At 44.2% G+C, this 13,534-nt stretch carries 13 protein-coding genes; 2 read left to right on the forward strand and 11 right to left on the reverse strand.

Translation table 11 applies throughout. The features are described from left to right. Window positions 1–17 precede the first annotated feature (17 nt). From nhaR to rppH, 8 genes are all read right to left on the reverse strand, one after another. Window positions 18–926, reverse strand: coding sequence for a transcriptional activator NhaR (nhaR, locus tag AEA42_RS00890; protein WP_037415659.1), 909 nt, complete (start codon window positions 924–926; stop codon window positions 18–20). Window positions 927–1,020: 94 nt separating this feature from the next. After that, the gene (locus AEA42_RS00895) at window positions 1,021–1,407 is read right to left on the reverse strand and encodes a hypothetical protein (protein ID WP_037415577.1); all 387 of its coding nucleotides are present in this window, start codon (window positions 1,405–1,407) and stop codon (window positions 1,021–1,023) included. A 2-nt stretch (window positions 1,408–1,409) separates the two neighbouring features. Then, window positions 1,410–2,579: a Na+/H+ antiporter NhaA gene (gene nhaA, locus AEA42_RS00900; RefSeq protein ID WP_055646701.1), complete on the reverse strand. Its 1,170-nt coding sequence runs from the start codon at window positions 2,577–2,579 to the stop codon at window positions 1,410–1,412. A gap of 117 nt (window positions 2,580–2,696) precedes the next feature. Beyond that, window positions 2,697–3,491, reverse strand: coding sequence for a thymidylate synthase (gene thyA, locus AEA42_RS00905; RefSeq protein ID WP_055646702.1), 795 nt, complete (start codon window positions 3,489–3,491; stop codon window positions 2,697–2,699). Next, on the reverse strand, window positions 3,491–4,297 hold the full coding sequence (lgt, locus tag AEA42_RS00910; RefSeq protein WP_037415571.1) for a prolipoprotein diacylglyceryl transferase: 807 nt from the start codon (window positions 4,295–4,297) through the stop codon (window positions 3,491–3,493). The genes thyA and lgt overlap by 1 nt, the downstream gene beginning before the upstream one ends. A 45-nt stretch (window positions 4,298–4,342) precedes the next feature. Next, window positions 4,343–5,143 (reverse strand): sulfite exporter TauE/SafE family protein, encoded by an 801-nt coding sequence (locus tag AEA42_RS00915; RefSeq protein WP_037415568.1) that lies wholly within the window; start codon window positions 5,141–5,143, stop codon window positions 4,343–4,345. 58 nt (window positions 5,144–5,201) lie between these two features. Continuing rightward, the gene (gene ptsP, locus AEA42_RS00920; RefSeq protein ID WP_055646703.1) at window positions 5,202–7,436 is read right to left on the reverse strand and encodes a phosphoenolpyruvate--protein phosphotransferase; all 2,235 of its coding nucleotides are present in this window, start codon (window positions 7,434–7,436) and stop codon (window positions 5,202–5,204) included. A gap of 23 nt (window positions 7,437–7,459) precedes the next feature. Then, the gene (rppH, locus tag AEA42_RS00925; RefSeq protein WP_037415562.1) at window positions 7,460–7,984 is read right to left on the reverse strand and encodes an RNA pyrophosphohydrolase; all 525 of its coding nucleotides are present in this window, start codon (window positions 7,982–7,984) and stop codon (window positions 7,460–7,462) included. A 690-nt stretch (window positions 7,985–8,674) separates the two neighbouring features. On the opposite strand from rppH, the gene mutH reads away from it, so the two are divergent. Then, complete coding sequence (mutH, locus tag AEA42_RS00930) at window positions 8,675–9,346, forward strand: DNA mismatch repair endonuclease MutH (protein WP_037427588.1); 672 nt, start codon at window positions 8,675–8,677, stop codon at window positions 9,344–9,346. A gap of 123 nt (window positions 9,347–9,469) precedes the next feature. Next, window positions 9,470–10,537 (forward strand): adenylate/guanylate cyclase domain-containing protein, encoded by a 1,068-nt coding sequence (locus AEA42_RS00935; RefSeq protein ID WP_037415556.1) that lies wholly within the window; start codon window positions 9,470–9,472, stop codon window positions 10,535–10,537. A gap of 29 nt (window positions 10,538–10,566) precedes the next feature. Here AEA42_RS00935 and oxyR read toward each other — a convergent pair whose 3' ends face one another. The 3 genes from oxyR to AEA42_RS00950 all read right to left on the reverse strand — a co-directional run bounded on the left by oxyR (window position 10,567) and on the right by AEA42_RS00950 (window position 13,188). Continuing rightward, window positions 10,567–11,478 (reverse strand): hydrogen peroxide-inducible genes transcriptional activator OxyR, encoded by a 912-nt coding sequence (gene oxyR, locus AEA42_RS00940; RefSeq protein WP_050991326.1) that lies wholly within the window; start codon window positions 11,476–11,478, stop codon window positions 10,567–10,569. 229 nt (window positions 11,479–11,707) lie between these two features. Next, window positions 11,708–12,073, reverse strand: coding sequence for an Hpt domain-containing protein (locus tag AEA42_RS00945; RefSeq protein ID WP_037415552.1), 366 nt, complete (start codon window positions 12,071–12,073; stop codon window positions 11,708–11,710). Between the two features lie 185 nt (window positions 12,074–12,258). Continuing rightward, a complete protein-coding gene (locus tag AEA42_RS00950; RefSeq protein ID WP_055646725.1) occupies window positions 12,259–13,188 on the reverse strand; it encodes a TIGR01212 family radical SAM protein in 930 nt (309 codons plus the stop codon). Window positions 13,189–13,534 lie beyond the last annotated feature (346 nt).

The following is a 13,534-nucleotide window of genomic DNA, read 5'->3' on the forward strand; positions in this document are numbered from 1 at the left end:
GTTGTTGAAACACAAGTTTAATACTGCTTAACTTGAGTATCTAATCCGGCAAATAAATCACTAAAATCCGTTTCTAGGAGGCGTTTAACAGCAGGATGCTGGATCATCCGTTCGGCAAACATCACATGGTACTCTTCTTTCACATCTAAGGTCTCACCGAGTAAATGCATGCCATGGGAAATCACTTCTTGGGGATAAATCGACGGCATGACAAAGATACCGCGCTTAAGGTAACCAAAAGCCTTCATCATGGCCGCATCATCAAACTCACCTAAAATACTCACCTTAAGATTTTGCTCATCAAACCAACGATATAGTTGCTGACCGAGCGAAGTTCTACGGCCGGGGATCAATAGCGGCCCTTGCTCTAAACAGGCAGGGAAATCCGCACTGTAAGCTTCAGCAGAAAAGAAACTCACACCACACTCACCCAGTTTTTTCGATAGAATTTCGGGATATTTAAGTGACTCGCCCGCACAGTCTGAAAGGATCATATCGAGTTTATGCTCGCGTAAGCGAGACATTAAGCTTTCATGGGTCGCCTCATAACAGGCAAGGTGCATAGAGCCATCATTAGGAACAACCGAGAGCAACACTCTACTTGATAAGGCTTTCGATAAAGCATCAGCAATCCCAACCTCAAATAGAATAGCGTCATCTTTTTGATAGTTAAGTAAATCGAGCATCTCATAACTGAGAGAAAACATTCTATCGGCATAACGAAAGACGAGCTCTCCGAGCTCTGTCGCTTCTAGATTTCTGCCGACACGTTTAAATAAGCTACCGTTTAGCCTGTCTTCTAAGGCGCGGATTTGCCCAGTAATCGTTTGTGGAGCTAAATAAAGGGCTTCTGCAGCTTTTGCCACAGAGCCCTTTTTCTTAATCATCCAAAAATAGTAAAGATGGTTGTAATTGAGATGGAGCATCGCCAATGAGCTTCCTATTAGGGATGCCACAGCATCTATGCTGTGGCATATCGGGTAGCAATGACCCAGCTTAACAAATAATGAGTCAATAACGCTATTTTAAACGCTGGCAATCCAATAAGTTAACAACGATTCCTTGAAGTTGCTCTAAATCTGCGGCAGTACCAGTGCTAACCGCTTCAGTCACCCCAGAGACTAAACTGTCACGATCAGGAATTCGACTAGCACAATAAGTACGGTTTGCTTCTTGGAAACGTTTACCGCCACGGTATTTTAATGCTCTAGACTCGTAACCATTGGTTTCAAGCCTCGCGCCTAATGCCTCAGGTTTAAACATTAATGCCCCATCAACTATCCCCTCAAGATAGCTTTGGCAGGTTTGTGATGCGACATCTTTGTTGCAGGCATCAATTTGCGAAGCCATGGCACTTGAAGATAATGCTAACAATGCAGCAACTCCCACTAATTTCATATTTATCATAGTTATACTCCTTTTTTTGGTAACACTTTTGATAACCAGAAATACCCGATCAAGGCTGCGAGAATTGAGCCAATCAAGGTGCCAAGGCGTGCTAAATCGCCGAACATAGGGTCTGCCTGCTCAAATGCCAACGAAGCAATAAACATCGACATGGTAAAACCAATCCCGCACATCGCCGCCACGGGTGCGATCTGTTTCCAACCGATACCATCAGGCAACTGTGCCAACTTAAGCTTGACAGCAACAAAGCTAAACAGCATCACCCCTATCGGTTTACCTAACATTAATCCCAACGCAATCCCCACTGGCACAGGGGAAATAAGCGTATCTAAGCTCATGTTTCCTAAAGCGACCCCAGCATTAGCAAAGGCAAATACAGGCAGAATTAGGAAGGTGCTCCATGGGTGTAAACTATGCTCTAAATGCTCAGAAGGCGAACTTCCATCTTTTGCCCGAAGAGGAATACAGAAGGCAATAATGACACCCGCTAATGTGGCATGAACACCTGACTTGAGCACTGCAACCCACAGGATAAGCCCTAATACACCATAGGGTGCTAATGAGGTCACCCCTTTACGGTTTAAAGCAACTAAACCAACAATCGCAACACTGGCAATGATTAAACTAATGGTTGATAAATCGGTACTGTAGAAGAGGGCGATAATCACAATAACGCCTAAATCATCGATAATGGCTAATGCCAGCAGAAAGACCTTTAAAGCAACGGGTACGCGGCTACCTAGCAACGCCATGATCCCCAAAGCAAAAGCAATATCCGTCGCTGCAGGAATTGCCCAACCCGCTTGAGTGATAGGATCACCATAGTTAAATAAAAGATAAATTCCCGCAGGCACTAACATGCCACCAATGGCAGCAAAAGTTGGCAGAGAAGCCTGTGCCACACTCGATAATGCGCCTTCGAGTAGCTCGCGCTTAACTTCTAAACCAATCAGCAAGAAAAACAGCGCCATTAGACCGTCGTTAATCCACAGCAACAATGGCTTATGCAGATCGAGTGCACCGACACGCACCTGTACTTCAGTACCGAGAAAACCTTGATAGAGTCCCGCGAGAGGAGAATTGGCCATCAACATGGCAAAGGCAACGGCAATCAATAAAAGGATGCCGCCTGCAGACTCTTGGCTTAAAAAATTTCTAATCGCTTTTTCCATCTTGCACTCCCAAAAATCATAATAGATTGAGTGTAGACGAAGAAAATGAACAAGTATAATCGTTAGTTTCGACAAAACACCTCGGCTATTCCGAGGTGTTGGTCGATTAATTCGCCATTAAACGGCAACAGGCGCTTTGATATGTGGATGTGGATCGTAGTGGGTCAGTTCGAAGTCTTCGAATTGATAATCGAAAATAGAGGCAGGTTTACGCAAAATTGTCATGGTGGGTAAAGATCTTGGCTCACGGGTCAACTGCAACGCAGTTTGCTCCATATGGTTGGAGTATAAATGTGTATCGCCACCCGTCCAAACAAAGTCACCTAAGGCTAAATCACATTGTTGTGCGACCATCATCGTCAGCAACGCATAGCTGGCGATATTGAATGGTAAACCTAAAAATACATCACAACTGCGTTGGTACAACTGGCAGGATAATTTGCCGTCGGCGACATAAAACTGGAAAAACGCATGGCATGGCGCCAGTGCCATTTTATCCAGCTCGCCCACGTTCCATGCAGAGACAATCAAACGGCGCGAGTCGGGTTGCGATTTAATTTGCGCAATGACCTGCGAAATTTGATCGATAGCCTCATCACCTTGGGTCGGCCAACTGCGCCACTGCGCGCCGTACACAGGGCCTAAATCGCCGTTTTCATCTGCCCATTCATCCCAAATACTGACCTTATTGTCACGCAGATAAGCAATATTGGTCTCCCCTTTCAGGAACCACAACAGCTCATGGATAATCGAGCGCATATGGCACTTTTTCGTTGTGACTAAAGGAAACCCCTTACTCAAATCGAAACGCATTTGATAGCCAAACACCGAGCGAGTGCCTGTACCTGTACGGTCTGATTTATCCACACCTTCGGCTAAAATGTGTTTCATCAAGTCTAAATACTGCTGCATTACTGCTTACCCTCTGGACGAAGAATTAAATATAAACCGAAGAGGATCATCGGCACTGAGAGGATCTGCCCCATTGTCATAAAGCCCCAATAGAGGCCTAACTGTGCATCAGGTTGCCTTACCGTTTCGACAATCACGCGGAAAATACCGTAGCCTAGTAAGAACATACCCGATACTGCGCCGACTTTCTTAGTACGTTTACTGAACCAATAAAGGAGCAAGAATAATGCAACACCTTCAAGAGCAAATTGATAGAGCTGCGAGGGATGGCGTGGTTCTGGTCCACCGCTTGGGAACACCATAGCCCAAGGCACATCAGTCACGCGGCCCCATAACTCACCATTAATAAAGTTACCGATACGGCCGGCCCCAAGACCAATAGGCACCACGGGCGCCACCATATCCGCCACGGCAAAGAAGGTACGCTTTTGCTTCCAAGTGATATAAATCATGGCGGTAATCACCCCAATCAAACCACCGTGAAAGGACATGCCGCCTTCTGAAATTTTAAATAAATACATTGGACTAGCGAGAAAATAATCAAAATGATAGAAGAGCACATAGCCAATACGACCGCCTAATATCACCCCTAGGAAGCCATAAAACAGTAAATCGGAAACCTGCTCTCTCGTCCATAAACCATTGGAACGATCAGCCTGGCGATTGAGTAACCACATCGCCGCCACAAAACCCACTAAGTAAGTAAATCCATACCAACGCAGCGCAGGTTCAAAGGTTTGTCCAAAAATATCAAAGGGACCAAACTTCACGATCACAGGATCGATATTGGGAAAATTCAATGCCATAACTTATCCATCAACAGCCTCAAATTGAGGGCTAAAAACTAAAAATCAGCTCAGAATTAATTTGAGACCGACACAAAGGAGTAAAAGTGCAAATATTTTTTTAAGGACTGGGGTGGGCCAAGTGCTTGCAGCCTTCACACCAACCGGAGCCATTAAAATTGAGGTTATGATTAAGCCAAATAACGCCGGTAAATAGATATAGCCTAAGGTACCATAGGGCAATTCAGGGGCATTCATGCCCGCAATAATATAGCCGAAACTGCCAGAAAGAGAGATTAAAAAGCCCATCGCAGCAGAAAAACCTACGGCTTGACGCATCTGTAAACCATAAAAAGTCAAAAATGGCACTATCAGTATACCGCCACCTATTCCTGTCAAACCGGCCAAAACCGCAATCAAAGCCGATACAACAAAAAGCACGACTGAATTAGGTAATTGGCGATTTGATTCGGCTTTTACGGGATAAGCCATTTGAATTGTCATTAAAATCACAAAGATGGCAAAACCTTTCTGTAAAGCATCAGCAGGAATACGCTCAGCAATAAAACCTGAAGCCAGCGCGCCTATAATCAGGCCCGGTAACATTGATTTGAACAATTCCCAAGGCACATTACCGCGCTTATGGTGGGCACGTGCCGATGAAATAGAGGTAAGAATAATGGCGGCTAGCGAAGTGGCAATCGCAATATGGGGTAGCTGAGTAGAGCTAATACCGACCGATGGCAAAATATAAAGCAATGCAGGCACGACAATCAAGCCGCCGCCGATACCTAATAATCCTGCCATAAAACCGACAAACGCACCTAACGCCAAGCAAATAAAGAACACCAACAACAAACTATCCACACGAATACCTACAGCGTGATTAAGTGAAGCCTTAGCTTAAAGCAAAAGGCACGATTAGTTAATTAAGAATTGTGGCTAATCCTTGCTGAGTAAAATATTCTTTAACCAGCTCACGCACTTGGAAACCGTTAGATAGACTTAACGCCTGCGCGAGTAACTGTGCTAAATCATCACCAGAGACTCGGCGCAGCAGATAGTTAATTCGCGCTAAACTGCCTTGGTTCATACTCAATTGGTTGTATCCCATCGCCACAAGCAAGATCGCGCCCATGGGCTCGCCAGCCAACTCACCACAGATACTGATATCAAGATGATGATATTCACAATCTATTCTTGCCTGATGTAAGGCCCGCAAAATCCCCGGATGATAACTGTCAAATAATGAACTGACCCTCGGGTTATTGCGATCGACTGCGAGTAAATATTGGGTTAAATCGTTACTCCCAACTGACACAAAATCCACTCTCTTTGCCACTTCATCTAACTGATATAGCATTGCAGGCACTTCGAGCATTATGCCAATACGCGGCATTTCGATATTGCTGTTGACATCATTTTTGAGTTCAACATAAGCCTGCTCTAGGTAGGCTAACGCTTGATCGATTTCATCTAAATTACTGACCATGGGTAACAAAATGCTTAACTGCTTGCCTTCTGCGCCAGCCTGTAACATGGCCCTTAACTGCACAAGAAACAGCTCAGGGTGATCCAGTGATAGTCGAATACCACGCCAACCGAGGAAAGGATTGTCTTCTTTAATCGGGAAATACGGCAAAGGCTTATCGCCGCCAACGTCTAAGGTTCTCATCACGACAGGGCGACCCGAAGCCGCTGAGAGTACCTGTTGATAAACCTTTACCTGCTCGGATTCACTCGGAAAACGCTGCTGCAACATAAAGGGGATTTCAGTGCGATATAACCCAATACCATCTGCCCCTTCGGCAATTTCCGAGGCGACACCACTGAGTAATCCCGCATTGAGATAGAGTCTAATTCGCGTGCCATCAAGCATCACAGAAGGCAGCGCTAACTCCTGTGCGTATTGGCGCTGCAACGCTTTTTGCGCTGAGATAAGGCTGCGATATTCGCTAACAATAGCAGGCGATGGCGACACCATAAGCTGCCCACGGCTGGCATTGACGACTAACAGCTTTTGATCAATATCAGCGGAAAGCAACTGTTCAACGCCTGTAATCGCAGGTACACCAAGCGCACGCGCTAAAATCGCCGCATGGGAGTTAACGCCACCGAGCTCGGTCACAATCCCGGCTAATTTTTGCCGAGGAAATTCAGCCAACATTGTAGCATCGGCTTCTTTCGTCACTAAAATTACAGGTTTATCAGGTTCATGCTCTAATCGCTCAGGCTCAATCAATTGCCTTAGCACCTTTTGCCCCAAATCGCGGATATCACTGGCCCGCTCCTTGAGATAAGGATCTTCCATCGCCAAAAACTGCTGAATATAACGCAACGAAACCCGGCTCACCGCCGATTCAGCCTCCCAGCCCTGCTGTACTTCACGGGTATATTCACCACCGAGGCTGGCATCATCAAGTAGTAACTGTAAGGCATTGAATATTGAGGCGACCTCCTCATCCTGTTCTCGGTCGAAACGCTGAGATAGCGCACCAATCGCCTCTTTACAACGCCCCATTGCCGCGACTAAACGGCTGGATTCAAGGACAATGTCCTCGCAGCGCACATCGGGCTGTTCGAGGGAAATCTCCCCACCGAGCACTAACGCGTGTGCAATAGCGATCCCACTGGATGCGGATGTCCCTTGGAATAAAATCTGTTGATGGAGTGAACTGACCTGCGCCTTTTGTTTTAATCCTCGGATCGCCATCGCAAGCTGTGCAGCCAAGGTCATTAAAAAGGCTTCTTCGCCTTCACTAAATTGCCGTGCACTAGCTTGCTGCACCACAATCACACCCACAACCGCTTTTTGATAAATAATAGGGACAGCTAAAAAGGCACGGTATTCTTCTTCTGCAACCTCGGGAAAGAGCTTAAAGCGCGGATGTAAACGTGCATCGGCTAAATTCACCGCCTCCTCACGCTCGGCAGCTAAGCCCACCAAGCCCTGAGTTAAAGGCATGCGCACTCGACCGACAGCACTCTTTTCGAGACCATCGGTTGCGGATAAAACGAGTTCTTGCTGCTCTAGGATATAGACCGAGCAACATTGGGTTTCCATCGCAGCCTTGGTCGATGAAACTAGGACTTCTAATGCGGTTTCTAAGCTGTGGGCAGAAGCCACAGCTTGGGTAATATCCCTGAGCGTATTTAACACTGTTTTCAATCCTCTTTTGAAAATCAGCCCGTTGTCTTTTGTCTTACCCGCTTCCTCGGTATTTCCTGGGTTTGGAATGACAATGCCGTTACCGCAAATTCTTTCATGACCTTACGATAAACATCACGCTTAAATGAGACAACCTGCCGCACCGGATACCAATAACTTACCCAGCGCCAATCGTCAAACTCAGGGTGGCCTGAAGAACTTAAATTAATCGCACTATCTTGGCTTTTTAGTTGTAACAGAAACCACTTTTGCTTTTGGCCAATACACACAGGCTTACTGTCCTGTCTCACTAAGCGTTTAGGTAAACGGTATCTTAGCCAAGAGCGCGTCGAGGTTAATATAGTGACATGCTCGGGTTTTAAGCCAACTTCCTCATACAATTCACGGTACATAGCCTCTTCGGCCGATTCACCATCATCTACACCGCCCTGAGGAAACTGCCATGAGTGTTGTCCAAACCGTCTGGCCCACATGACTTGGCCATATCTGTTACAAATTATTATGCCCACATTTGCGCGAAAGCCGTCGCTATCAATCACATGGACTCCAAATAAGGATAAATTTTAATAAAGCGATTGTTTCACAAAGCCCGTCTCTCAGCAAACCTCTATTTTCAGCTTATCTTTGGATAAATAGTTTCAACTTACTACTTTATCAACAACTCATCGAATTAATTTAAGGGGATATCCACATTTTCTGTGGATATCTCTGTTTGAAACTAGGGTAAACTAGGTATATCGTTCAAAAAACAACAAATAGAATATACATCACAACGCATACCACATTAAAAAAATAACCTATAAATCATCAGGATAAACCTTAATAATTTACAAGATATCTATCCAAATACACAAACGCTCACTTTTTAACCTAAAATAAATCCTATTATTTAATTAGAGTAATCCTTAAATGTTATACACAGAGCACACCCAAAATTACCCACATCCCTATTTAAAAATGCCACTTACTACCATTGACTCAAAGATTTTATTCAGTTAAAGGCACACGCATTGTGAGTTATCCATAATATCTGTGGATAAATATGTGAGAAACGCAAGGGAAAGCCGAGAGTAACTTTGAACACTTTAACTGACACTTGCCTAAAATCAGATAAAAACAATAAAAATCATATTGTTAAATACAAAAAGTTAGCAATGCGTTTATTCTTATTTTAATGTTCATTTTTTGACCTTGGTTGCTAAGCAGTTATTTTCCAGTAAAATTCGCCTATGAAACCTATTATTCCCCCTCAAAATCTGAGCGAATTGCTCGAACGCGCTAATATGATGGCCGGCGTATCTTTGGCGCAAATTGCTGCCCATCGCGGTATTCATGTCCCCGTCAATCTGAAACGCGATAAAGGTTGGGTGGGACAACTCATTGAAATGGAATTAGGTGCGATAGCAGGTTCGAAACCCGAACAAGATTTTCTTCACCTCGGAGTAGAGCTAAAAACTATCCCCATTGATCATCAGGGCAAACCACTAGAAACCACCTATGTGTGTGTTGCACCGCTGACCAATATCGAAGGATTAACTTGGCAAGACAGCTTAGTGTGTCACAAGTTACAACGAGTACTGTGGGTACCAGTAGAGGGGGAGCGACATATCCCTGTGGGTGAACGCAGAGTTGGCACACCAATACTGTGGCAGCCCGATCCACAAGAGCAAGCATTACTGCAACAGGATTGGGAAGAAATCATGGAGCTGATTGCTCTTGGTAAAGTCGAAAATCTCACCGCTAGGCACGGTGAAGTTCTCCAATTACGCCCTAAAGCCGCTAATAGTAAGGCATTGACTCAAAGTATTGCCGAGGATGGCAGCCTCAAAATGACCAATCCTCGCGGTTTTTATCTCAAGACCGCCTTTACAGCAATGATATTAAATAAAGTGTTTGGTTAAATTTTTGTAGCTATATAGCGTTGTATTGATCCAGATCACAAATATCACTGGCACTCTAGTGATGATTTTCTATAAACTACGGCATCCTGAAATATATGGCCGTATTCGGATACAAAACCCGTTGTGAGAACTCGTAGACAAGCGAAAAAACTTCTTTTTGCGATATTAGCTTGGGCGATAGCCATGGCTGCATTCGTGTTTTTTCGATATGCCCAATCACCAGAACTGCCGCAATGGGCTGTAGGTTCGGCTGATCTCGCGACACTCGCCGTCTATATGGGGATTATTTTTGGCAGCTTACACTGGATGTCCAATCTGATAGCTGATTTTAGCGCTATCAATCGCCTACCTTATATCTTCTCAGTCATTTTTAAAGGATTGTTCCTGTTATTGGGTGCAACAACCTTAGCTTATATGACCCAATTTCTAAATATGTGGGCCATTGAAAATCACATGTCGACCCTTAGACAAATGCTTACGGCGCATATTCTCTATAGTCCCTCATTCCAAGCCTTAATTGTTTATTTAGTCGTTGTACGAGTGAGCTTAGCCTTTGTTGAGCAGATGGGGCTTTTAGTTGGGCCACGTATTTTACTCAATATTGGTTTAGGTAAATACCATAAGCCAAGATACGAACAGCGTTTATTTCTTTACTTAGATATGGTCGCCTCAACAACTCACGCTGAATCCCTTGGCGATTATCGCTTTAGTCGCCTAATCCAAGATAGTTTTAGCTTACTTTCAGATACTGTGAGTAATAACGAAGCTGAAATCTACCGCTATATGGGTGATGCCGTATTAATCCATTGGCCCTTAGAGGAAGGTGTTGTGCACGACCGCTGCATGAATATCTATTTTGAATTTAGCCAGCAATTAAATTGGCAGAGACGTTACTTTGAAGAACACTATGGTTTTGTGCCTAAATTTAAAGCGGCGGCTCACTGTGGGCAAGTCGTTGCTGCAGTTGTTGGTGTTCAAAAACAAGAAATTAGCTTCTTTAGTGATGTACTAAATACGTTAGCGAGACTGCAGGATCAATGTAATCCCTTAGGACAGCGTATGTTGATCTCTGGCGCCTTAGCGGGACGACTCGATAATCCTAACAGTGAGTATCGTTTGACTAATCTGGGCCCGATTAAATTAAAAGGGAAACAACACTCGATTGAAGTGTTTGGTGTTTCCCCTTTATAAAACTCACCAAAAGCAAAAATACTCAGTGATTATGCGGTTTCGTTAGCTAACAATTTTTGGATCAATAAACCTAGCGTACGGAAAGTTAAAATTCGGCTGGTTGTTTGTCGCCATACTAAACCGATATCGCGATATGGCGCTTCACCTGGCGGAGTCATGACCACCAGATCGGTATCATTCAAGATCCCTGCATCAATCGCCATTTGCGGTAAGAACGTTGTGCCCAGTTTGCTATTTACCATTTGTACTAAGGTATGCAGACTCGTGGCAGCAAAAGGATTGACTTTAGCACTGTCGCCCAACTGACAAGCAGTAATGGCATGGCCAGTAATACAATGCTCGCTCTGCAACAGAAAAATACTCTCATCAGGTAATGTCTGATAATCGATCGGCTGATGAATTCCCCCCACTAAATCTTTGTGGATAACCATCTTAAAGGGATCAATACCTACCTTCATGCTGTGGTAGCCACTGGTATCAACGGGTAGAGCAAGAATGAGTATATCTAACTCCCCTTTACCCAACGCATCGAGTAAGCGCTCTGTTGTATCCTCTTTGAGTAATAGGCTCATCGCGGGATAAGCGTGTTGGCACTGTTTGACAACGCGGCTGAGTAAAAATGGAGCAATGGTAGGAATACAACCTAAGCGGATATCCCCCGTCATAGGCTCACCTTGGTTTTTAACCAATTCAACTAAATCATCTACATCCGTGAGGATTTTGCGAGAACGTTGCACCACTTCCTCACCAATAGCGGTGAACATAAAAGACTTGTGATCCCGTTCAATTAACTGGTGGCCAAGCTGTTCTTCAAGATTCTGAATGCCGCTTGACAGAGTCGATTGGCTGACAAAACACACCTTAGCGGCGCGATTAAAATTCTGCTCTTGATGAAGATTCACCAAGTAATATAGATTCTTAAGGCTAGGTAAATTTTTCATTTTATCGATTGCCACTACGGTTATGAATTAATAAATTTAATCAACTCTACCATAAGTTATCAACTAAAACGCGGCTAAATTACTCAATAGTGTGAGCAAAATCGATTTTCAATCAAGGTAAAACGCTTGAGGCGACTCAGAATAAAGGAGGGAAAAGCAAAAGAGGGGATAAAACGAGAAGGAAGAAGTTATCGAGGTGCAACCTTTACGCCGCACCTCGCAAACCAAACTAGGCTTTAGCCTGTAAGAATTGCTTTAATTGCTGCAGATCGGCACTCGCAAATTCAACAATTTGCGCGACCCAAGTTGCATGTTCAACTTCCCAACGCGCTTCTTCGCCATGCTGCAGTAATTGGGCAATTTGCTGAATACGTTTTAAACCAACTGAACCCGCTGCACCTTTAAATTTGTGGGCCTCAGAACATAAAGTGTCCTTGTCAGCAGCTTCGTTAGCCTTTACTAGATTCCCAACATATTCAGGCATTAATTGCTCAAATAACACCACGCTCTTTAGCAAAGTACCGGCACCAATCGCGCTGCAATACTGTTCTAACGTATTGAGATCTAGAATTGTCTCTAATTCAACTGTGGCCATCTAGGCCTCCCTTAAGTAGTCCAATGCTTAAAACAAATTTATGACATGATACCCACTAAAATTGTCAGTGCAACTTATAGCAGCATTTGTGGTCAAAAGATGTTTTTATTAACAAAAAATCAACTATATCAAATACTATTAGCGATAAAAAATTACCAAATGAATCCATTCAGCAAATATGGACATTATGGTCGCGCTAATGCCGCCCCTTGTCCACCCTTGCTCGCAAGATCCTCAACAATCGCCACTAAGCCATTCCAACGATAACCACACCAATCGGGTGCCAGCAGTATCGGTTTTTTCGCATAGGCGGTCACCCGATGAAATATCACCTCTTTCGGTGTATGCCGAACCAGTTCGCCGACACAAGCCGCATACTCCTCAATACTGAGCAAAGGTAAGCGCCCTGCGCGCCAAGCTTTTGCCATAGTACTGCCCTCAACCACATGTAATGGATGAAGCTTTAAACCATCTACGCCCTGCGTCAGCACGGCCTGAAGGGTCGCCATGTAATCGAGACGAGTCTCACCGGGTAAACCTAATATAAGGTGAGTACACACCTTTAATCCTCGACTTCTCGCCCGCAAAACGGTATCGCAATAACAGGCAAAATCGTGCCCACGGTTAATCTTATGCAAAGTGCTATCATTGGCGGTTTGCAATCCAAGCTCCAACCACACATCAACGCCTTTTTGCTGGTAACTTGCTAGTAAATCTAACACATTATCTGGCACACAGTCAGGACGAGTGCCAACACACAGGCCCACAATCTCACTGTCCTTGACCGCTTCATCGTATTTAGCCATCAACACTTGATATTCATCATAGGTGCTCGTATAGGCTTGAAAGTACGCGATAAATTTATCTGCGTTCAGCTTAGGTTTCGCCTCTTTATAACGGGCTTTCCCCTGCTGTAATTGCTCACTAATGCTGAGCGTTTCCGTCTGCTGATAACTAAAAGAGGCCACATTACAAAAGGTACAACCGCCACGTCCCAGAGTGCCATCACGGTTAGGACAAGTGAATTTGGCATCTATGGTGAGCTTGCGTAATCGCTCACCGTATTTAGCCTTACAAACAGCACCAAATGTGTTTACGTATGCATCGAGCCCCATTAGCTCACCTGCCATATTTCATGTCGTTTCATTAAAAATAACCAAGATAAAATCACAAGAAAGAAGAAATAATGATGTGTAGATAGACGAAAAAACTCATGATAAACAAAGCGACCACACTTTTCTTGGCGGTAAATCAAACTCTCATAATATTCACCATATCCAAGCTAAAAACCTGAGCCGCCCCTCACAGGGCCTTTACATTCTGTGATAGCACTCACAACCAAAAAGAATAACAATTCACTTATTTCATATTTTTATACAAACACTGTATTTGCAATAAAAATCACTATTTCTAAATCAAAAACAATCCGCGCCAATGTTACATTTTGGTAACTTACAAGTT

The sequence above is a fragment of the Shewanella sp. Sh95 genome, from assembly GCF_001308045.1.
Taxonomy (GTDB): domain Bacteria; phylum Pseudomonadota; class Gammaproteobacteria; order Enterobacterales; family Shewanellaceae; genus Shewanella; species Shewanella xiamenensis.